This window comes from Saccharicrinis sp. 156, assembly GCF_050589685.1.
Lineage (GTDB): Bacteria > Bacteroidota > Bacteroidia > Bacteroidales > Marinilabiliaceae > Saccharicrinis.
Map to the genome: position 1 here is coordinate 163182 of NZ_JBNGOS010000001.1, position 21348 is coordinate 184529.

General features: G+C 39.8%; 20 protein-coding genes and 1 tRNA gene. 6 read left to right on the plus strand and 15 right to left on the minus strand.

Annotation, left to right across the window (positions count from 1 at the left end; all coding sequences use genetic code 11):
- Positions 1-2: 2 nt before the first annotated feature.
- The 8 genes from ACRD64_RS00475 to ACRD64_RS00510 form a co-directional block, all read right to left on the minus strand.
- The gene (locus tag ACRD64_RS00475; RefSeq protein WP_430931179.1) at positions 3-1769 is read right to left on the minus strand and encodes a type VI secretion system Vgr family protein; all 1767 of its coding nucleotides are present in this window, start codon (positions 1767-1769) and stop codon (positions 3-5) included.
- Positions 1770-1829: 60 nt separating this feature from the next.
- Complete coding sequence (gene tssD / locus ACRD64_RS00480) at positions 1830-2222, minus strand: type VI secretion system tube protein TssD (protein ID WP_430931180.1); 393 nt, start codon at positions 2220-2222, stop codon at positions 1830-1832.
- 108 nt (positions 2223-2330) lie between these two features.
- On the minus strand, positions 2331-2720 hold the full coding sequence (tssD, locus tag ACRD64_RS00485) for a type VI secretion system tube protein TssD (RefSeq protein ID WP_430931181.1): 390 nt from the start codon (positions 2718-2720) through the stop codon (positions 2331-2333).
- 231 nt (positions 2721-2951) lie between these two features.
- The gene (locus ACRD64_RS00490) at positions 2952-4328 is read right to left on the minus strand and encodes a DUF5458 family protein (protein WP_430931182.1); all 1377 of its coding nucleotides are present in this window, start codon (positions 4326-4328) and stop codon (positions 2952-2954) included.
- Between the two features lie 20 nt (positions 4329-4348).
- Positions 4349-4792, minus strand: a complete 444-nt coding sequence (locus ACRD64_RS00495) for a type VI secretion system contractile sheath small subunit (protein ID WP_430931183.1) — start codon at positions 4790-4792, stop codon at positions 4349-4351.
- 33 nt (positions 4793-4825) lie between these two features.
- Positions 4826-7276, minus strand: coding sequence for an ATP-dependent Clp protease ATP-binding subunit (locus ACRD64_RS00500; protein ID WP_430931184.1), 2451 nt, complete (start codon positions 7274-7276; stop codon positions 4826-4828).
- A gap of 374 nt (positions 7277-7650) precedes the next feature.
- Positions 7651-8163: a T9SS type A sorting domain-containing protein gene (locus ACRD64_RS00505; RefSeq protein WP_430931185.1), complete on the minus strand. Its 513-nt coding sequence runs from the start codon at positions 8161-8163 to the stop codon at positions 7651-7653.
- Positions 8164-8202: 39 nt separating this feature from the next.
- On the minus strand, positions 8203-9672 hold the full coding sequence (locus tag ACRD64_RS00510) for a hypothetical protein (protein WP_430931186.1): 1470 nt from the start codon (positions 9670-9672) through the stop codon (positions 8203-8205).
- 589 nt (positions 9673-10261) lie between these two features.
- On the opposite strand from ACRD64_RS00510, the gene ACRD64_RS00515 reads away from it, so the two are divergent.
- The 5 genes from ACRD64_RS00515 (at position 10262) to ACRD64_RS00535 (ending at position 15039) form a co-directional block, all read left to right on the plus strand.
- Positions 10262-12151, plus strand: a complete 1890-nt coding sequence (locus ACRD64_RS00515; protein WP_430931187.1) for a T9SS type A sorting domain-containing protein — start codon at positions 10262-10264, stop codon at positions 12149-12151.
- An 88-nt stretch (positions 12152-12239) separates the two neighbouring features.
- Positions 12240-12911, plus strand: a complete 672-nt coding sequence (locus tag ACRD64_RS00520; protein ID WP_430931188.1) for a porin family protein — start codon at positions 12240-12242, stop codon at positions 12909-12911.
- A gap of 278 nt (positions 12912-13189) precedes the next feature.
- Positions 13190-13507 (plus strand): hypothetical protein, encoded by a 318-nt coding sequence (locus tag ACRD64_RS00525; protein ID WP_430931189.1) that lies wholly within the window; start codon positions 13190-13192, stop codon positions 13505-13507.
- Between the two features lie 6 nt (positions 13508-13513).
- Entirely contained in the window at positions 13514-14755 is a 1242-nt protein-coding gene (locus ACRD64_RS00530) for a hypothetical protein (RefSeq protein WP_430931190.1), read from the plus strand.
- Positions 14756-14811: 56 nt separating this feature from the next.
- Entirely contained in the window at positions 14812-15039 is a 228-nt protein-coding gene (locus tag ACRD64_RS00535; RefSeq protein ID WP_430931191.1) for a hypothetical protein, read from the plus strand.
- A 70-nt stretch (positions 15040-15109) separates the two neighbouring features.
- On the opposite strand, the gene pyrF is transcribed toward ACRD64_RS00535, so the two are convergent.
- The 6 genes from pyrF to ACRD64_RS00565 form a co-directional block, all read right to left on the minus strand.
- On the minus strand, positions 15110-15937 hold the full coding sequence (gene pyrF, locus ACRD64_RS00540; RefSeq protein WP_430931192.1) for an orotidine-5'-phosphate decarboxylase: 828 nt from the start codon (positions 15935-15937) through the stop codon (positions 15110-15112).
- Positions 15938-16208: 271 nt separating this feature from the next.
- Positions 16209-16553: a four helix bundle protein gene (locus ACRD64_RS00545; protein ID WP_430931193.1), complete on the minus strand. Its 345-nt coding sequence runs from the start codon at positions 16551-16553 to the stop codon at positions 16209-16211.
- 45 nt (positions 16554-16598) lie between these two features.
- The gene (gene prfA / locus ACRD64_RS00550) at positions 16599-17684 is read right to left on the minus strand and encodes a peptide chain release factor 1 (RefSeq protein WP_430931194.1); all 1086 of its coding nucleotides are present in this window, start codon (positions 17682-17684) and stop codon (positions 16599-16601) included.
- 222 nt (positions 17685-17906) lie between these two features.
- Positions 17907-19076, minus strand: a complete 1170-nt coding sequence (locus ACRD64_RS00555) for an AIR synthase related protein (protein ID WP_430931195.1) — start codon at positions 19074-19076, stop codon at positions 17907-17909.
- A 398-nt stretch (positions 19077-19474) separates the two neighbouring features.
- Positions 19475-19888 (minus strand): hypothetical protein, encoded by a 414-nt coding sequence (locus ACRD64_RS00560; protein WP_430931196.1) that lies wholly within the window; start codon positions 19886-19888, stop codon positions 19475-19477.
- A gap of 3 nt (positions 19889-19891) precedes the next feature.
- Entirely contained in the window at positions 19892-20467 is a 576-nt protein-coding gene (locus ACRD64_RS00565; RefSeq protein WP_430931197.1) for an RNA polymerase sigma factor, read from the minus strand.
- Positions 20468-20734: 267 nt separating this feature from the next.
- Between ACRD64_RS00565 and ACRD64_RS00570 the strand changes: the two genes are divergently transcribed.
- A tRNA-Met gene (locus tag ACRD64_RS00570) sits at positions 20735-20808 on the plus strand.
- Between the two features lie 103 nt (positions 20809-20911).
- Here ACRD64_RS00570 and ACRD64_RS00575 read toward each other — a convergent pair.
- On the minus strand, positions 20912-21184 hold the full coding sequence (locus tag ACRD64_RS00575; protein ID WP_430931198.1) for an RpiB/LacA/LacB family sugar-phosphate isomerase: 273 nt from the start codon (positions 21182-21184) through the stop codon (positions 20912-20914).
- Between the last annotated feature and the right edge of the window lie 164 nt (positions 21185-21348).

A 21348-nucleotide genomic window follows, 5' to 3' on the forward strand; every position in this document is an offset into this window, starting at 1 on the left:
GATCAATTAAGCTTTACCGTTGTTCCTTTCACAGCAGTTATACCTGTAGATGAAATTTCGGCACTTGCTTTCCCGTCAACTTTAACAGCTGCATTTGCGATTAGGTCAGCATTTGATTTTGCTTCGATCTTGACATTCATCCCTGATTGCTCCAGATCTTGCGTCGCATTAAACTTGATTCCATTATCCGCATTCAGCTCAATATCTTTGGCCTGAATACTAAGCTTATTTGAAGCTTTCAAACTGATCTCACCGTTAGCGCTGTCCAGTGTAATTTCATTTTTCCCGCCGGTATCATAGATCCTAATTTTTTCGCTACCCCCTTCATCATGCAACTCAATGGTTTGCCCGCTTTGGGTGCGGATAGCGTGTACCTTGGCATTGGCATCATCGTGGTTACCTGTCCAGGCGGAATCGGGTGTTTTGTCTTTATCGAACAAGGCACCAATACAATATGGTTTTTCCACATCTCCATCTTCGAACCCCACCAATACACGGGATCCGATGGCCGGCACGAAATAAAAACCTGAATCCTTTCCGCCGTATGGTGTCACTACTTTTATCCATGGTGTATCCTGTCGGTCTTCCATCCAATTAAAGCTTACTTTAACCCGCCCCAATTTTTCAGGATCCACATTGTCCGTTACTTTTGCAAATTGTTGGTAACTATTTCTCACAAAGTAAGGATCGGCATTTTCGGGAATGGCTGTTTCCGCCTGTATTGCAGTAAACTGGTTTTGATATTTTAGCGTACTCTCAAAATAATGCTGTACCGTGGTGATCCAATGCGTACCGAAATCCACCTTGTTTTTCCCTTCGGCATCGGGGCAGGCAATTTTCACTTTAGAACCTGCGGATAAAAAACCTGCAGTTGAAGAACCGGAGATATCACTAAGATTCACCGCATCAACAGCTTCTTCCGTTTCGCCAGCGTTATTCAAGGCCTTTTCTACTTTGGTTTCTTCTGCGTTGAGATGCTCAAAAAAGTCTCTTCCTTCTTCGGCATACAGTTCTTTGGATTTTTTCAGGGCATGTTTTCCGTACAAATTCAGGTTGGATTCTACTTTTGCGGATCCAGACTGGAAATTGTAAACATCAGACTTAAGCGGATCATTGGCGAACAGACTGAAATTTACCGGTTTCACCCTCAACTGATATTGCAAGTCATCTAGGTTAGTACCCATTATAAGTTCCTCCTCGTTAGAGGAAAGCTCTCCAAACACCACTTCCTGTCCATTAAAGAAAAACCATTCTCCATACCGGATGGCAAGGCGCTTTAAAAATTCCAGGTCGCTTTCTTCATACTGAACGGTATAAGGAAACATGTCGCTGTTACGCGGGGATACTTTTGACCTTAGGCCATAAGGTTTTAGAACTTCATTTACAATATCGCCGAGGTTTTTTTCGATAAATGCCCGGTTGGTAGGCTTACGGTTCAGGATGATCTCGGCACTGCCTCCTGAAATTACAATCAGGTTATTGTTGTCCATATAACTGCGGTTACCCTGCACCTCGGTGACATAACCTTTAAAGAAAAATCCGTCTTCTTCCTTTTCGTTTCTTTCGATGGTTGTTTGAATAACGATAGGAGTGCCCAAAAAGTCTTTTGTATTTTCAAGCACAAAACCATCCAGTTTCTCAAGGTCGTCATAACGACAAACAATCTCAAAGTTATCTATCCCATATAAGTTTTGGTTGACCGTGATATGCAGAAAACTCTTCAATTCGTTATCATTTATCCGGACATCTATTTTCGACAACAACGACATAATATAGCAGATTATAACAATGGGATTAATCTTGTGATAAGAATATTATCAACACATTAGCTAACTCTTGATAGGTGCGTAATTTACATCTTGCAGCGTAATTTCACCGGCAGCTATGGTCAAGTCAACAACAATATCAGTCATATCAGCAAAGGATTCACTATACCCTACCAACCTGGCATCCTTGAACTGAATGCTTCTGTGCGGGCCTGTAGCTATCACGCCGGAGAGCGATATTTCCCCCTCTTTAATACCGTTCATCACCATCCATTGCACAAAAGCCGGATCGTTAGGATCCTGAACGGAAACATGGATCATACCTATTTGAACCCTTCCACTTACCCTATTTGCCTCATCAACTTCTTGAGTAAGGCTTAAGTTATATGAAAGTATTTTAAGACCATTTTTTTCGGAACTAACTCCTTTCACATGTAATCGAGCGGCACACGACATAACTTTTTTTTTACAAAAAAATAAAACCGAAACTGTCTCCAACAGAAGCTTGACCTAATACACCTCCATTATTGACAGTTACAGTCTGCAGGATTGCATTTTCACCCGTTATACAGGCCATTCATTTTCATGCTGGCCATTTCCCATGGCAATGCTTTTGGCTGACATTGAGACAGATTCTACCATTGCGCCGGATCCTGTGTTGTCAAAAGATTCTTCGTAACTTACCATATAAGCCTCCTTGATCTCCAATTCCTTCATCTTGGAATCTTCGTCTCGCTTGTTAAAGGTAATTTTGGCATCCTTGCGCATGTAACTGTCGCACATCCATTCAAAAAGGCTGGTATTATCCGTGGATTCCACTACAACGTTAACAACACCGCCTCGCGCCGTTGAGGATGGCCGGCCAGTATCATCAATTTCCTGATGCATGCTGTAACTACAATTCAATACTCGGTACTGCGTACCGTCGATATCCATAATCGCTTTAAATGACATGATGTAATTTTTTAATAACTTAATATCAATCATTAGGGAAATCTGGCATTCATATCATTAATGATGCCGTTCGTAAGAGCAGCGTTAGCCCCAATTATTCGCCAGAATAATTGCTGTCTCCGACAGCGATTAAGTTCAGCTAAATTTTGGGATACCCAAAATCAAGCGTCTCTATACCGGGATTAACCCACACACCCATTCATATTCATAACAAGATATGAATTATGCGGGTTAGCTTTGTTCGTATTCTGTATCCCAATCGTTACCATCATCACCTTTCTGCCCATCCATCTTTATCATAAAGCTTTTGGCCGGAAAATAAGGAGTCATATGTATATCCAGGTAAATACGGTCTTTTTGAACTTTGTCCTGTTCGAATCGTTTGATGGAAAACTTCTCTATCAGTCTTCCGGGACCTGTAATCCCATCCAGGAATCGGATAACCTGACCCATTATTTCCTTTCGTGTTTTCATGTTAAAATTCTCAAACGCCCTTCGGTTCAAAAAATCCATTAACACTTTGGTGACATAGTCAAACACACGCACCACCGAATAAGTCTGAAGTCCGAGGTTATCTCCATTGAACAGTGTTTTGGCCGAAAATGCCATCACCTTTCCATACTCGTTTACCATTGGAATTAACCCAAGTTTTTCCAGATTGGCTATCTCGCTCTTTTTCAGGTCGAATTTAACACCATCCACCTCGCTCAAACTACCGTGTTTTTTACCGGCAGCCACCTGCGACATCAATGTTTTGTAGATGGTACCGGCCAAAGCTCCGGAAGGAGTCACATATAGTTCCTCTTCTTCACCTATTTCCTTGTGCCTGTCGCGTCCCACCAAATAATTACAGGTCATTATGGTATTGGATTTATACATGTCGCCAGCAGTAAGGTTGGCCATTTCGAACATCTCCATGGTATCGTCAGGGGTATCCAGGTGCTCAAAATCGGTAACCATCATCACCTTATTCTCATGGGCAATCTTGGCCCATTTTTCCACTACCTTGTTCGATCCCAAATAACCGGGAACCACCAAAATACTGTAGTTACCCCTCAGATCCAGGCGATCGAAATTTTGTACCAGCTCATCCCGAACAGCATCAATAAAACGGGTATCGTCCAAATCCTTCAATTGCTCTTTGGAAGCATTCAAAAAGGTGATGTTCTTGATCTTATCACTTTCGGTATTTTTAAAGAACAAGGCCACCGAACGGTACGATTGTTCCAGTTCGCGACAGGAGTCGATAGCTTTGGACAGATTCTTTTTCAATGTTTCCTCGGCTACCTTACTTCCACTTTCGCAACTCTCCACCAATTCTGATATATCATCGGACGAGGAAAGCACGGCTGCCCAAAGTTCCAGTGTTTTTTTCAACTCGTCTCTTTCATCTGCCTTGGCCGATTCGGTCAAAAATATTCTCTTTCTGGCTTTTCTTTCCGGATTCAGGTTTTGAACACCATCGATGGCCATTTCCAACATATCAAATTCGCCCACCTTAGCCAATTGATCCAAACTCTGTTTTAGAAGATCAGGTGCATTACTTACTTCTTTCGTTTTTTCAATTACCTGTTCTTTATATTGTTCTATATTTAACTCCTTGTCCATGCTTTTCAATTTTTAATTCATTAGGCCTCTTCAATTTCTTTGATCATTGCGTAAATCGCATTCAAGACCGCCTGTTTGGTCTCCGGATTCTCAAGTGCCTTCCGCAGCATTTTATTACTCTTGAGTTGCTTGATAATCTTAAAGAACTGTTCCTTTTGATTGGTCAGATCTTTTAAAAATTCGCTTTGTGCAGTGATTCCTTTAATATCGAAATCGGCCAAACTTTTGAAGCTTAATGATTCTTCCTTGGTGGCTCCTTCCGCATCTTCAAACTCCAACTCCACTGTGGGGGAGAAATGATTGAAGACATCGGAAATCGAAGTCAGTCCTCTTGTCATTTCCGGCTTCATCGGTTCTTCATCCGTAAGTTTTTCAATCATTAAAGTCCTATTCTGAGGGATTTCACCAATAGCTTCACTGGCATCTCCCTTAACCTCCGTACCTCCAATTCCGTATTCTTGCATAGTATATGTATTTATGATTTAGTCAACTACAAGTTAACTAATTTTTATATCAATTGCATCTTTTTCATCCAAAGCGACTAAAACTTTGGAGCCAGGTTTTATTTTTTCCGTAATAATCAACCTCGAAAGTGGCCTTCGTAACTGATTTCGGATAACACTAACAATAGGTCGTGCTCCGTATTTAGGAGTATATCCGGCCAGTGCCAATTTTTCTTTTGCCCGGGTTTCTATTTCGAATTCAATACCCTTATCTTTTAATAACCTTAACAAATATTTAAGATGGATGTCGAATATCTTCACCACATTTTGCTTGCTTATTGGTGCAAAAGGTACAATCTCAGTCAACCTTCCCAGAAACTCAGGCCGGAAATAACTGGTCATAATTTCCATCAGTTGATCGGATGATGGTATTTCGCCTCTGCCAAAAGAGTCAACGATAAAGTCGCTGCCAATGTTGGAAGTGAACAGGATGACGGCGTTTGAAAAGTCGCCTTCCTTCCCCAATCTATCATGTAGTTTTCCTTCATCCAAAATCTGCAGAAAAATATCAAAAACCGAGGGATGAGCCTTTTCAATTTCGTCGAAGAGTACCACGGAATAAGGTTTCTGCCGGATTTTATTAACCAGCAACCCACCCTCTTCGTAGCCTACGTATCCCGGAGGTGCTCCATAAAGCAAGGCAGCAGAGTGCTCCTCCTTGAATTCTGACATATCGAACCGGATCAGATATTTCTCGTCCTGAAAAAGAAACTCCGAAAGTGTTTTGGCCAGCTCTGTTTTCCCGGTACCTGTGGGGCCCAAAAAGAAGAACGAGCCAATGGGTTGACCTGCTTTTTTCAGTCCGGAACGAGACTCCAATATGGCCTCTGCAATGCTTTTTAAGGCATGATCCTGACCGATCACCCGCTTTTTAAAATGATCTTCCATATTCACCAGGCGGTCCTTTTCCTTGGCCTGAATTTTCCCCATGGGGATTCCGGTTCGTCGGGCAACCATGGCGCCTATATCCGAGGTCTTTAGGGCTTCCGGTTTCTCTGTGGCAGCATCTTCCAACTTTTTGATTAAATCACTACACTTGTCGAACAAGGCTGACCCATCACTGTCTTGCTCTTCCCCTTCGTTCAGTTTGGCATAGAGAACAGGCGACAGTCTATTTTTAATATTTGCGTAGAATATGGCCAAGTTATTTGAAGTATCTTCTTCCTGGCCTTTCAACTGCTCCAATTCATTTTTCAGGTCTTCGATGGTCTTTTCCGAAGTATCTGCCATGAGCTTAACTCCTGACATGGTATGATCAATCAGGTCAATGGCCGAATCCGGTAAACACCTATCTTTCAGGAATCGTTTGGCTAAGCGCACAGCCTCCGAAATGACCTCTTCACTAACCTTAAGCCCATGATGTTGTTCATAGGATGGAATGACCTCGGCCAACATTCTAATTGAAGTTTGTTCATCAGGCTCTTCCATCTTAATGATTTCAAATTGTCGCTGAAAGGCGACATCTGTCTCGATATGCCTGGTATAATTCTCGATACTGGTGGTTCCTATTATCGTTATGTTACCCCTGGAAAGTTCCGGTTTTAAGAGGTTAACAGCCCCTGAAGCACCGCCTTGCCTGTCGAGTAACACATGAAGTTCATCTATAAACAGTATTACGCTTTGAAATTGCTGTATCTCGGCAATGATATTTTTTAGCCGATCTTCTATTTCACCTTTGTAAGAAGCTCCGGCGATCAACGCACCATAATCCAACTCAAACACTCTCGTTTCGTTTAAACCGGTTGGGACTTTTTCTTCGATGATATGCTGAATGAATCCATGTACCAGAGAAGTCTTTCCGACACCTCCGTCGCCAATGATTAAAACATTAGATTTATACCTTCGCCCAAGTATCTCGGAAATCTCTCGTATCTCTTTATCTCTTCCCACTACCGGATCAAGCTTTCCCTGAATGGCCTGCTCATTTTTGTCGATACAAAACTTCAGCAGAGCGTTTTGACCTGTTTTTTGCCCTACCTTGTCAGCCTGTTCCGCCTTTTCACCTATGGCACTTTGTATGTCCTTATTTTCCATCAAGAAATCCAGAATCTGATTGGAGGACAAGGGTAAAGTTTTGAGCTGTTCGTAATTAAAGCCAACACCAGGAATACACAAAGCTACCAATGCACAAACCGCATCAACTTCATCGTTGGAAAGTTTAATACTGATTGTTTCGGCCTCCCTGAATACCGCTTTTACCATTTCATCACCCGGAGGGTTCTCCGGGATTTTTGATGCCTTGGGAGCGGACTCGATTCGCACCTCAGCCCATTCTTCCAGGTAATAGATATCCTGATCCAAAGCCGTCAGCAGGTCTGTTAATTCAATATCTTTATGCAACAGTGCTTTTAACAAATGGGCAGGCGAAAACACTGCATTGGAAAATTCCTTTGCCAACGATTGCGAAATTCCAATGGCTCTTTTAAGATCATCAGCATATATCATAATGAGGCCGGTTTTTAAATAAGCTTACAATAAGCTCAATAAACCCGCAAGTATGTATTAAAAAATCTAATACATATTGAAATTGCCTCAAAACAAGACACTTCGTTACTTCACTTCATCTCACCGGAGCGGTGCTCCCGAAAGTAATCGGGACAAGTTATGCCTCGTTTCAGTAAAGCTTTGTTTTATTGCGCTTTCAATGTACATGACGAAGTTCTAATACCTAATCCGGGTTAAAGTTAATTATTGGACTAAATTAAATATAATCATTTTGTAACTGTATGTCAAATTATTAGATGAAGACTTAGTGTACCTATGGGGATTACGGTAATATAATTAGGAATCTCTATTTTATTTAGTTGATTTACCCAGACTTAATACTTGATCACCTTAAATACACCTACTTTTTGTTGAACTCCAGAATTATTCACACGTACGACTTGAAGCAGGTAACTTCCGGATTGAAATTTTGCCATATCAATGATGGTTTGTGTTGCCACCAGTCTTTTATTTAGCAGCAACAGACCTTTCATATCGTATAAATGACAATACCAAGCATTTGCTTCGTCCAACAATTGAGCATCCACTTTTAAGGTTAAATAATCGGTAGTAGGATTGGGGAAAGCGGAGAGCTTAAGGTCCATACCGGGTATATTTTCAATACCTGTTGACACAGATATCTCGAATGGCTGCTGCACTCCTTCTACCACGGAACCCGTGGTTGCTTCATAGGTTGCATAAAATATCTGACCAACAGTATAACTTGCGGAACCAGCTGTGCCAGACGCTTCACCACCGGAAGCAGCTACTACTTCTTGCGCCAGCGTTGAAACGGAAAATAAAGCAAAAACGAAGAAAAACATTAATGAGTTTTTTAGCTCTGTCATGACTTTACGAGTTTATTGAGTTTCACCTGATTTTTTAAGTTAATGGACAACCTTTAGCAGATCACCTGTTCTGTAAAAGGCTCCAATGGTAAGACCTGCAGCCAATGCCGCCGCATTGTCTGCATATTCGGGCAATCCGACAACTTGTAGTTTTGTTTTAGGATCAATGGTGCCGATTCCCACATTACCTGTAGTAGTGACAACAAACATATCGGAACCACCCGAATAACCACCAAATATTGAAAACCGCCCGTATGGTCCACCGGCTCCGCTGTCATAAGCTCTCATTTCCCAGAATAGATCGTGAGGGCTTCTAAGATTTGTAAGTCTAATGGCTACAGGGTCGTTCGTTGCATCAGGTCTTTCAGCCACCTCCAATCTTGCTCCCGGATTATCTGTACCGATGCCAACATCATCATTAAACTGCGCCTTACCTTGCAAATAGAATCGGCCATCATAGGAGCTTAGACTCATCCAACCTATTCCCTCATAATTTCTCCATAACCAGCCATACCCCTCACTTGCGCCTCGCCAGGTATAAGCATTAGACCAACTGTTTACTGAGCCCAATTGATCACCATAAGAAACGCCGATGGCATAACCTGTAAGGTTTCGCAATAACTTATATTTATGATAATTTTGATCGTCGCCACCCGTCACATACTCATTGGCTCGAATGCCGCCATTTACATCCAGCTCTTCCTCCGGTTCACTGGTATTAATGCCTACGTAACCAGTCCCACCGGCAATTCTCATCACCTCCCCACTATTATTCAGGAAGCGTATGGAATTAGCATAATCTGCACTGGAAGAAGCTCCAAATAACTGTATAATTCCTCCGGTACTTATCCATCCGTCACCGCCGCTAAGCCCCAGAAAACCGTAATTCCCATCCGCCCTAACGTAATTGTTATAGCTTAATCTCAATGATCCGTTAACATGCAGTTTATCTGCCGGATCCAATGTGCCTATACCCACATCACCATCATCAAAAATTGAAGATGCCACCAAAGCGCTGCCATCCCATTTTGATAGATAATTAAGTGTATTTATACCCACACCTGGATCTGTTTCATCATAGTTTACCGCGCTGTCTGCTGTTTTGGCGTACAGGGCGTAGGGCACACTCAACAATTGGCTCGTACCCGATATGGTATAGTTAGATCCACCTTCCGGGTCGGTTTCTGTTTTAATAAAGTATGGTCCATCTGCCCAGTTTATAGATGTAAAAATATGGGTAGTAATCCCGGCTCCTATTTCAACACTAACCAGTCCGTTGTCATTGGTGGTGGGTGTATGGGTTTCAACGTAAACAGCACTGCCGCTGACTGTACCTTGTAAAATACTGATTCGCATCCCTACCGTTGTATTATTTATTAGGTTATTTCCGGCATCCCTTGCGACTGCCTGGTAGCTCAGTTTTTCCGGTGCTTGTGCCAATGTCATACATGGGAATAGCAATACCAATCCCAATAATGCGATTAAAATGAAGGGTCTTTGTCTTTTCATAACTAGGATATTTTAACAGTTAATAATGGAAGGAAAGAGGAGTTGACCAAAGAAGTATTTTCAATACTTAAATTTACTCAGAAATCGAGAGATTGTCAATGATGTATTGAGTTGCGATTGCCGATAATTGATTAACTGCAGGTTAAAAAATCAAAGTATTTAATGCTCCTGTATTGACTTTCCTTTAATCTGCTTGTAAATTAGATGCATACATGATCCATGAATTATTCCTTTTGCAAGTGAATCATAAAAGTACCGATCCCTGCCTCTGCTTTTGTAGGTGGCACTTCCAATACGCAGCCAAAAATTTCACTTTAATTACAAATAAAAAATATTGCAGACCCATACTGTATAAGGTACTAAACCCAAATATTATCCGAAACAATTACTATCTCCGACAGTAATCAAGATGAACTACAGATATTTTTGACACGTCTATTTGATACAGATACTCTTGTTTAGGAATTATTGCTTCTGCCTGGAAACCACATTAAACAGTCTCATACTTAAGTCAACTTAAGTTATCCTATAAATTAAACCATGCCAATTAACCCGATTGGCAGAATTCTTAATTTAAAACCCAAACAAAATGAAACAGACTTTTACTTTTTTACGATTTAGAAATTTATGTATTCTGAACCTGTTGCTATTAATTGGTTTAATCTTAAACGCTCAAACGGTAGTTTGGCAGGAGGATTTTGAAGGTGACTGGACAAATGATTGGCATGTTGATTATGGTACATGGGATGCTGGTATCCCAACATCCGGCCCTGGTTCATCTTTTGAAGGAAACAACTGCGCTGCAACAAATCTTTCTGGCAATTACACTGAAGAAATAGCAACGAGATTGATACGTCATACAAGTATTCTTATTCCACAGGCATCTGAAAACCCACGTCTCCGTTTCTGGCATTGGTTTAGTATCGCAATTGAAGATGCCGGATATGTGCAAATTCGTCGTGTAGGGGAAACTGATTGGACAACTTTAGAAAATGGTAGTTTTTCAGCTGGCAGTGGTAATACACTGCATAGCTGTTCTAAGTGGACAAGGCCAATGTTTGTTCTTTCAGATTATGCCGGAGAATCAATTGAACTTGCTTTTTATTTTACTTCACATAATTCATATCATACTGCAGATATAAGTGCAGGTTGGTATATCGACGAAATAAGGATAGAAACAGGTGATTTTGTTTTCAACAATCCGGAAAATTGGGAAAGTGGAATTGACAATTGGTATACCGATCGAGGAATTTGGGAAATTGGCGAACCATCAAGCGGTCCAGGGAGCGCGCACGACGGAACTAATTGCGCAGGGACAATACTTGACGGTAGTTATTCTGATTATTTACATAGTCGTCTGATAAGTAGTGAATTTATTGTCCCTGAACTGTCAGAAAACCCACGCCTCAGGTTCTGGCATTGGTTTAGTATTGCTATTGAAGATTTGGGATATGTTCAAATTCGAACTTCAGAAAATTCAGAATGGACAACACTAAATGGTGGAAATTTTTCGGCTGGTAACAGTCATACTCTTCATAGTTGTTCCAAATGGACACGGCCTTTACTTGATTTATCGGAATATGCCGGACAAACCGTTCAACTCTCCTTCTACTTTTACTCTAACAACACATACCATACTACAAACACAAGTACAGGTTGGTACATAGATGATATAATGATAGAAACAGGTGACTATGTCTTCAATAATCCCGAAGATTGGGAAAGTGGAATAGATGATTGGTATACCGATCGGGGAATCTGGGAGGTTGGCCTACCAACCAGCGGCCCTGAGAGTGCAAATAACGGAACTAATTGCGCAGGAACAATACTTGACGGTAATTATTCAGATTATTTATATAGTCGATTGATAAGCCCAATAATCACTATTCCTACTACAACAGCTAATCCTGCCTTAAGATTCAACCATTGGTATAACTTTAATATTGAAGACTTTGGATATGTTCAAATTAGAGTTTTGGGTGAAAACAATTGGGAAAATCTAGATGAATATAGCGGATATGTTGGCAATGGTGGATGGACACCTCTTACATGGATATCGCTCATTGATTATGCGGAACAAGATGTTCAACTATCTTTCTACTTCTATTCAAACAACACATACCATACTACAGATGTTAGTAGTGGCTGGTACATAGATGACATTACTATTACTGGAATTCCTACCAACATTGACAAAAGTCAACATGTAGCTAACGAATCTTTCATACTCCAAAACTCCCCCAACCCATTTACCTCTTCCACAGAGATAAAGTACTCTTTGGAAAAGACAGGATTAGTCAGTTTGGAGATTTACAATTGTAGTGGAGTCAAAATAAAGTCTTTGGTCAATGCAGTACAAAGCACAGGGGATTATTCTATTTCTCTTGATGCAAGTGATCTTTCAAGCGGTATGTATTTCTATAGTTTACAAGTGGACAATAAAACAATTGCCACCAAAAAGATGGTGGTTGTGAAATAGTATTATGACCCAATCGATGGCTATGCAGGAAAAACTTTCTGCGTAGCCATTGACACTCAAATAAACTAATCACTTAAATTTAATTATTATGAAAAAAGCAACAACATTACTATTGGTAACAGCAATAAGCTTGTTGAGCTTTCAGACCTATGCCCAGACCTTTGGGATAAAAGGCGGTTTAAATCTTTCAAATGTGCTGGCAAAGGATGATGACGATACCTATAGCGACGATTTTAAAATGAATCCCGGATTTCACATTGGCCCTACGGTAGAATTTCCATTAAACGAAATGGTCTCATTTGAATCCGGCTTACTTCTTTCCACCAAAGGATTCAAATCAAGTGAAAAAGAAACAGATATGGGCGATACCTGGGAATATGAAGTGAAGCTGAATGCTGTATATATTGATATACCGTTAACTGCTAAAACCACATTTGATGTAGGAGGAGCTAAAATCTATGGGATTTTTGGCCCTTATGTTGGAATTGGTTTAAGTGGAAAAGAAAAAGAGGAATATACCCAAGATGGTGAAACTGAAACTTACGAAGCGGATATTGAATGGGGCAATGACGAAGACGAAGATCATTTGAAACGTTTGGATTATGGTCTCACAGCCGGAGCAGGAATAATAGTAAACAACATCCAGCTTGGTCTCTCCTATGATCTAGGGTTGGCCAATATTTCTGCATATACCGGTGATGGGACAAAAATTAAGAATAAAGTATTGAGATTTTCTGTTGGTTATATGTTTGGAGAATAAAAATGTAGACCTTTTCTAAATTCTAAAGACTAACAGTTCAGACCATAGTTTCATTTATCGCCAAGGAGCTCTTCCGGGCAGTATCAAACTTTTGGATACAAATGGCGATGGTATGATAATGTCCTATGCCAGGGTGAATCATAACGCAATCTACGGGATTACATCAGGAACGGTCGTCATAGAAAATTTTTATATAGGGGAATAATGACAGATTATTTATTTATTACTCGACCTAAAGCCATATGGTTATATAAGTCCCAAGGGCATGGGCAAAATAAATGAACAGTTTCTTTGGAAGAAAAGGGAAAGTTTTTCGGTTAATTGTTGATAGCACAGGTAATAACGGATCGGGAAGTATTGTCCACTGCAAGCTTGTCAGCGGGCGTATCCCCCAAGAGGGTGGAAAGTTCTGCATTGAGCGCTCGGGGAAGATTGGAACAATAACCACCTCAACTTCTCTGGCTGAAGCTATTTCGGAGCTTAATGTAATATCGATTGGAGGTGGTTTTGGCAACATGAATGCATCGGTATCTTTTTTAACCCCCGACATGGCCCCTCATAACTTTTTAAATGGCGATATAATCCTAAATATTTAACTCTCCATGGACTACAAAATCATAACCAATAAGAAAAAGAATACCACCCAGATTAGAATTCCGCTCGATTCGTCGAAAATTGCGGAACCAGAATTTGGAAGCCTGATGTTATCGGCCAAATACGAGCACCTGCTAAGCAAACAATGGACTCTTGGACATTTCAAGTTAGATACTACGCCCGGAGTCTTTCTTTTAATACGGGCAGATGGGTATGTCCCTTTGGTAAAAGAAGCTTCTCTCGAATTGGTGTATTCGTTTTATAAAATGCCTTCCGGTGGTATATTTGGAATTTTTTTACACGTTGATTCAAAAAAATTAGCTGGTGTGTCTCCGCACGGTTTTCCGGTTTTTGAGTGCCTACTGGGACTCGATTACCACGAAACCATTGACTTAATAGCCGAGGCACTGGAGCAATACAAGGTTCATTTGTGCGTTGCCGATAAATCACCCAATGCAGAAACCACTGTAATGTCAGATAGTGGAGATTGGATAGACCTGAGCAATCCTGAATGCATTTTTGATTTGGTACAGGAAATTACCCCTGAACTAAGAAGTGCCATAATAGAAAACTTTAAAGACCTACTTATGTATCATGCCAAAAGCCCGGGTAATTTCCAGCAAAGCATGCACGAATTAGATGAACTTTTTCCAACAAGCGAAAGCCCATTGCTGGAGCCCCCAAAACCAGGATTCTTCCAAAGGTTATTCGGGAATAATAAATCTAAGGATATAATTGAAGCTAATCCTTTCGACGAAAAAAAGAAACACCTGGTAGGGCACATGGAAACGCAATACCCTAAGTTAACCAACGTACCTGATGAGATCATCGAACGGTACAGGAAAACATTCGATCGCAACCTGGACAATATTGTGCGTAACATAACCGACTGTGAATTAAAAAATAATGATTCCGATTTTGAATATTTCGATGAAGAAACGTGTGTGTATTTGTTTGTATCGGTGTTTAATAAACCCAAAGAACAAGTAACCGATTACTATGTAGACATTTCAACAGAACCCGACTTTGCATATTTAAACTTTTATGCCAACCAGTTTTTAAACAACTGGCCTTCAACCAAATTGCGCTACCTTATGCACCTTATTGTATGCAACTCAAACGATGGTAGTTTCCAGATTCATAATGCCGTTAGCCAGTATGGTGGCAGTCCTAAAGCCCGTGGTGATTTTATTGTTTTTCCTATCGATATATTAACGGAAAATGAGAGAGTTATGCTTTTTAACAATTAATTGTAAATAATTTATCTATTATGCGTCTAATCATCTCAATCATCATCATGATTATAATGGCAACTATTGCCAACAAGAAGGGTTTCAATCCTTGGCTGTGGTTTTTAGCTGGAGGAATACCTGGTTTTATTATTTTGTTAGTGCTTCCATCTGCAAATGCAGAAGATATCGACAAAGAAATAATTCTTAAAAGGAAGAAGATTGGAAATAATACTGGTGCAGTTATTACCACAATTGCAATTATAGCTATTGTGATTGTTTTTATAGTACTCAGCAGCTTGTAACAACCATTGTATTAATACGATATATAAAGCCCCCAATTGGCGGCTTTTTTTTGTTTTGTATAATTAAATTCTACATCAACCCTTTAGCCTTCAGCAACCCTGCCATTTCCTGCTGAACCTCTTTGGCTGCTTCACCCGCTTTTTCGGCAAAGTCTTTATCAGAGCTGGCGTAAATAATCCCACGTGATGAGTTGACCAACAGACCGCATTTATCGTTTAATCCGTTTTCAGCTACTTCTTTTAGACTACCACCCTGAGCTCCAACTCCAGGAACCAATAAAAAGTGGTTAGGGATGATATCCCTGATTTCTTTTAGTTTTTCGGCTTTGGTAGCACCAACCACATACATCAGGTTTTCTTCCGTACCCCACTCTTTCGAGGTTTTGATTACCTTTTCAAAAAGTTTTTCACCGTTTTCGGTTACATACTGAAAATCAGCTGCTCCTTTGTTGGATGTCAGTGCCAACAGGATGACCCATTTGTCCAAATGGGTCATAAAAGGTTTTACCGAATCCTCGCCCATATATGGGGCAACCGTTACCGAGTCAAAATCCATGGTATCAAAGAATGCCTTGGCGTACATATTTGATGTGTTTCCGATATCGCCACGTTTGGCATCTGCTATGATAAACATATCAGGGTAATTGTAACGGATATAGTTCACTGTTTTCTCAAGACTGTTCCACCCCGAAACGCCCATACTTTCATAAAATGCCAAATTAGGCTTATAAGCTACAGCATACTCATGGGTAGCGTCGATTATCTCTTTGTTAAAGGCAAAAAGAGGGTCGGTTGTTTCCATCAGGAAACGGGGAATTTTATTGATGTCGGTATCTAATCCTACACAAAGAAAGCTTCCCTTCCTTTTTATGTTTTCAAATAGTTCTTGAGAAGTCATATTACTTAGTTTGTAAAGTTGAAAGTTCTTAAAGTTGAAAGTTCTTAGAGTTGAAAGTTTGTAAAGTTGAAAGTTTGTAAAGTTGAATGTTCTTAGAGTTGAAAGTTTGTAAAGTTGAAAGTTCTTAGAGTTGAAAGTTCTTAGAGTTGAAAGTTTGTAAAGTTGAAAGTTCTTAGAGTTGAAAGTTCTTAGAGTTGAAAGTTTGTAAAGTTGAAAGTTTGTACTTTATAACTTTACAAACTCAATACTTTATAACTTTACAAACTCAATACTAGAGAGTTTTTATCAGACCGGAAAGCATTTTTGAAATTTCGATGGTTAAATCTCTTAATTCGTTACATTTACTCTCTTCGATCATTTGAAGTTCTGAAACCAAATACAACATAGACCTAACTTCTGCACAAGAGCCTTTCGCTACATACAAAAAATATCTAAACTCTTTGTTACCTTGTCTTTCAAAACCTTCTGCAATGTTATTCATAATTGACACAGAAGCTCTTTGAATTTGATCTTTAAAAGAATAATCTCTACTTTCTGAAAGCTCTTTATAAATTTGAACAGTAAGTCCTTTAGCCTTTTGCCAAGCTTTAATATCTTCAAATCTTTCAATCTTCATATCATTTTTCTTTTAACTTTATAAAGTTCAGACCTTTTCACTCTTTTACAACTCACTCGCTTTTAACCTTTCTGCGTTTTCCTCTACAATTAGCTTGTCGATGATCCCTTGAATGTCGCCATCCATCACGGCAGGTAAATTGTACATCGTAAAGTTAACCCGGTGATCGGTTACCCTTCCTTGCGGATAGTTATAGGTTCTGATTTTTGCCGAACGATCTCCTGTAGACACCAATGTTTTACGCTTAGATGAAATTTCATCCAAATATTTTTGATACTCCAGGTTGTAAAGACGTGTTCTTAACTCGACCATCGCCTTATCCAGGTTCTTCAGCTGCGATTTCTGATCCTGACAAGTCACCACAATACCCGAGGGAATATGTGTTAATCGTATGGCTGAATAAGTGGTATTTACCGATTGTCCACCAGGCCCTGAAGAGCAGTAGGTATCTTTACGGATATCCTCTGTACGCAAATCAATATCAAACTCTTCTGCTTCCGGCAATACTGCCACCGAAGCCGCAGATGTGTGCACTCTTCCTTGTGTTTCGGTTTGCGGTACACGTTGCACACGGTGCACCCCGGACTCGTACTTAAGGATACCGTATACACCATCACCGGTTACGTTAAACACCACCTCTTTAAAGCCTCCCGAAGTGCCTTCGCTCTTGTGGGTCACATCAACCTTCCAGCCTTGCTTTTCGCAGAATTTGGTGTACATACGGAAAAGGTCACCCGCAAATATACTGGCCTCATCTCCACCTGTACCGGCACGAAGTTCTACCACACAGTTTTTACCGTCTTCCGGATCGGCAGGGATCAACAATAGTTTGATTTCCTCTTCCATTTCTGGAAGTTTTCCTTCCAGCTCGTCCAGCTCCATTTTGGCCATTTCCTTCATCTCGGCATCATCCTCTTCTTTCAGGATCGTTTTTGCCTCCGAAATATTTTCAAGGGTTGTTTTATATTCGTCGTGGGCTTTTGCCACACGTTCCAACTCTTTATATTCCTTGTTAAGCTTTATGTATCGTTTTGTGTCGGCAATCACCTCAGGATCGGTTATCTGCTCCGATACTTCCTGAAAACGGATCACTACACCGCCCAACATTTCCAATAATTTATTTTCGCTCATTTTTAATTTTTTATGCTATTACATTTTCGATTTATACCACAAATACGCAAAGAAACACAACAGTTTCTTTCTCCCCAAAACTCAAATAACTTTATATAAATCCTGAAAATAGCATTACAGTATTTTTAATTATCTTATTCAGATTACAATGTTTGACGATATTTGCATATATTTCTATCACACAGAATTACTTTACAAACTTTTTATTTTAAGCACTAAATACTAATACTTAAAAGTACCAAACTCACTTTTGATGGTAAGCTCCTTTTTGTCGCTCGCTTCACATCGTCCAACAATCTGTGCATCTATATTAAATGACCTACTGATTTCGATTAAATCAACAGCAATTTCTTCCGGCACATACAGTTCCATACGGTGTCCCATATTGAATACCTTATACATCTCGTCCCAGGCAGTTCCTGATTGTTCCTGGATGGTTTTAAACAATGGAGGCACTGGAAATAAGTTATCTTTGATTACATGTACATTATCCACAAAGTGAAGCACTTTGGTTTGTGCTCCACCCGAACAATGCACCATACCGTGAATCTGTGAACGATACTTATCCAACATCGTCTTAATTACAGGTGCGTATGTTCGCGTTGCCGACAACACCAATTTTCCTGCATCGATTTTCACCCCTTCAACAGCATCGGTTAGTTTTAATCCACCTGAATAAACCAATTCCGTTGGCACTGTCGGGTCAAAGCTTTCAGGGTATTTTTCTGCCAGATAATGGGCAAAAACATCATGACGGGCCGAGGTCAGTCCATTACTTCCCATTCCCCCATTATATTCTTTTTCGTAAGATGCGGTTCCCGAAGAAGACAAACCGACAATAACGTCGCCAGCCGTGATATTCTTATTGTCAATCACATCAGATCGCTTCATGCGGCAAGTCACCGTAGAATCAACAATGATGGTACGCACCAAATCACCCACGTCGGCAGTTTCGCCACCCGTGGAATAAATAGACACTCCCATTTCCCTAAGCTCGGCCAATAATTCCTCGGTACCGTTGATGATGGCTGAAATTACTTCGCCAGGTACCAGGTTTTTATTTCGGCCAATGGTAGATGAAAGCAGAATATTATCTGTAGCACCCACACAAAGCAGGTCGTCCAGATTCATGATCAGTGCATCCTGGGCAATTCCTTTCCATACTGAGATATCACCCGTTTCCTTCCAATACATGTAGGCCAGGGAAGATTTTGTGCCCGCTCCATCGGCATGCATTATATTACAGTAATCCTCATCGCCACAAAGAATATCGGGAATAATTTTACAAAATGCCTTAGGATATAAACCTTTGTCGATGTTTTTTATGGCGTTATGCACATCCTCTTTAGATGCGGAAACCCCTCTTTGATTGTACCTTGAATCTGAACTCACTGAAAACTTTATTTACAAAATTCGGAGCACAAAAATAATACAATTATTTGGGAAAACAGGACAAGTAGCGTGTTATAAATTAATAGATCTTTAGAATTTAGACAAGAGATTAAGTACTTATTTACAAAGCACTTAAATCCAATCATTTATCCAAATAAATTTTAATCACACAAATTACTCAGAATCTGACGATTAAAAACCAGCCAGTATCGATAAGTAGTAATTGTAAAACTTCTGCATTACTTGCCTCCCTCTTCAGCTCTCCAACATCCATTTCGAAAGAAGACACCCACTTCTCTTTCGTAAAGGCTGCACTGCCTATCCTGGCAGCATTATGGGAGGTTAAGTGAGTCAATTATTTGCACACTGACTGTGCCAGACTGGCGGCTATGCCGGATTTAATTATTAACAAGCTTGTTTATCATCTTGTCAACAACCAGCAGTAATGCTAATCCAATTGCCACCATATAAACCAAAGTAGGGATGGACTCGAAAGCGGCCAAAGAACTACCCATCAACTGTATTAAAGACTCTTTAAACGCATCAACACCAAACCATGATTTTTCGCCACCCATCTGTTTTACGTCGACAAAATAAACCAGAACGACTGCCAATACACTTGAAATACTTATCCAAATTTTATTTTTGACACTCATACCGGTATTCATGAAAATAGGCTGGCTCGACCACTCTTGAAGAACGGCATTCATGGTTCCCTTAATAAATCCTTTGGAAGGCGCCGATGGACTAAAGGAATCAAAAAGCTCCCTCACCAATCTATCTTCTTCGTTATATTTTTCTTTATCTTCCATGGCTTACGCTTGAATTAACGACATTGCCCGACCGTTCATCATTGTCTGCAATTGTTCGTACATATTTTTACGGGCTCTGTGCAGTTTAACTTTTACATTACTTACCGAATACCCTGTTAGTTCGGCCAACTCTTCTATATTTAATTCCTGATAATAATACAATATTAACAAAAATCCTTCGTCCTCCTTCAACCTGCTTATGGCCGTTTTAATAATCTTTTTCCTGTCGAGTCTTTCCAATGATTCCGGTTGGTTTTCACTTAGCTTTTCCGATTTCACTTCATTTTCATCTAAGGATTGCCATTGTTGTTTCTTAATTCTCATTTTACTTAGTGCGGTGCGATAAACTATCTGGTACAACCAAGTGCTAAATTTTGATTTCCCTTTAAACGAACGCAAATTTTTATACGCTTTTACAAAGGCATCTTGTGCCACCTCTTCGGCATCTTCATTATTTTTAGTTATGCTAACAGCCAAGGAATATGCCAAATTCCGGTATCTATCGACCAAGATGGCGTATGCAGAAACATCGCCCTGTTGAATTTGTTTTAGAATTATTTTATCACCTTGGCTATTCATTCTACACAATTTGACGCTTGACCCTACTGGCAAGTTACAACAGAATTCATTTTTTTTCAATTCTAATCGATTTCACCATCGGTAATATTAAATTCTTATTTTTTTAACTTTATAATAGATTGAAAAATAAACACATATATCCCGTACAAAAAAAAACATTCAAAAAATCACTTAACACTATTGGTTGATAACAAATAATCACATACATTTGCATCCGCAAAAAAGAAATAAATGTTCTAACGAAAACATACGGTTTTGCAACAAAATGGCGAGGTAGCTCAGCTGGTTAGAGCGCGTGATTCATAATCACGAGGTCGGCGGTTCAAGCCCGCCTCTCGCTACAAAAAAAGAGGTTATAACTGCTTTAGTTATATCCTCTTTTTATTTGCACTTAATTTGAATAAAAAAATTCTAATCTATTTTAGGGATCACCCACAAAGTTATTCAGCTGTTAAATACTGTTGCCCTTATTTTAGGATGTTTATTGGCAGCAATTGCTACACCTTCTGCACTGCCACAAATGAGTATCCCTAATTCAACCTTATTACTTTCAACGGTTTCAGCCAAAGGGTGCACATAATCGGGATAATCAACTGAGTCGTTTGAGTCAGTCCCAAGGTTAATCAATTCGTATCCTTCTTTAGTCAGAAACTCAATTAATTTAAATTTCAACTCCGTTCCGGCATGGTCGTTTGCTATTGCTAATTGCTTATTCATTGTTTATTTATTACTGATGAAATTACAACAGTATATTGGTAAGTAAAAAATTGTATTAATTGGATCCCCAAAACAATCAATATTGTTACCTCCTTCAATACATTTTAAGTAATGCTGATTTATTTATATTTTTTGTTATTTATTAAAATGAGTACATCACTCCA

Coding starts and splice junctions, on each gene's coding strand:
- ACRD64_RS00475 (WP_430931179.1), bottom strand. CDS start 1,769: ATGTCGTTGTTGTCGAAAATAGATGTCCGGATAAATGATAACGAATTG.
- ACRD64_RS00565 (WP_430931197.1), bottom strand. CDS start 20,467: ATGAATAGCCAAGGTGATAAAATAATTCTAAAACAAATTCAACAGGGC.
- ACRD64_RS00490 (WP_430931182.1), bottom strand. CDS start 4,328: ATGGACAAGGAGTTAAATATAGAACAATATAAAGAACAGGTAATTGAA.
- ACRD64_RS00525 (WP_430931189.1), top strand. CDS start 13,190: ATGAACAGTTTCTTTGGAAGAAAAGGGAAAGTTTTTCGGTTAATTGTT.
- ACRD64_RS00560 (WP_430931196.1), bottom strand. CDS start 19,888: ATGGAAGATAAAGAAAAATATAACGAAGAAGATAGATTGGTGAGGGAG.
- ACRD64_RS00545 (WP_430931193.1), bottom strand. CDS start 16,553: ATGAAGATTGAAAGATTTGAAGATATTAAAGCTTGGCAAAAGGCTAAA.
- ACRD64_RS00505 (WP_430931185.1), bottom strand. CDS start 8,163: ATGACAGAGCTAAAAAACTCATTAATGTTTTTCTTCGTTTTTGCTTTA.
- pyrF (WP_430931192.1), bottom strand. CDS start 15,937: ATGACTTCTCAAGAACTATTTGAAAACATAAAAAGGAAGGGAAGCTTT.
- ACRD64_RS00515 (WP_430931187.1), top strand. CDS start 10,262: ATGAAACAGACTTTTACTTTTTTACGATTTAGAAATTTATGTATTCTG.
- ACRD64_RS00575 (WP_430931198.1), bottom strand. CDS start 21,184: ATGAATAAGCAATTAGCAATAGCAAACGACCATGCCGGAACGGAGTTG.
- tssD (WP_430931180.1), bottom strand. CDS start 2,222: ATGTCGTGTGCCGCTCGATTACATGTGAAAGGAGTTAGTTCCGAAAAA.
- prfA (WP_430931194.1), bottom strand. CDS start 17,684: ATGAGCGAAAATAAATTATTGGAAATGTTGGGCGGTGTAGTGATCCGT.
- tssD (WP_430931181.1), bottom strand. CDS start 2,720: ATGTCATTTAAAGCGATTATGGATATCGACGGTACGCAGTACCGAGTA.
- ACRD64_RS00510 (WP_430931186.1), bottom strand. CDS start 9,672: ATGAAAAGACAAAGACCCTTCATTTTAATCGCATTATTGGGATTGGTA.
- ACRD64_RS00500 (WP_430931184.1), bottom strand. CDS start 7,276: ATGATATATGCTGATGATCTTAAAAGAGCCATTGGAATTTCGCAATCG.
- ACRD64_RS00520 (WP_430931188.1), top strand. CDS start 12,240: ATGAAAAAAGCAACAACATTACTATTGGTAACAGCAATAAGCTTGTTG.
- ACRD64_RS00535 (WP_430931191.1), top strand. CDS start 14,812: ATGGCAACTATTGCCAACAAGAAGGGTTTCAATCCTTGGCTGTGGTTT.
- ACRD64_RS00530 (WP_430931190.1), top strand. CDS start 13,514: ATGGACTACAAAATCATAACCAATAAGAAAAAGAATACCACCCAGATT.
- ACRD64_RS00495 (WP_430931183.1), bottom strand. CDS start 4,792: ATGCAAGAATACGGAATTGGAGGTACGGAGGTTAAGGGAGATGCCAGT.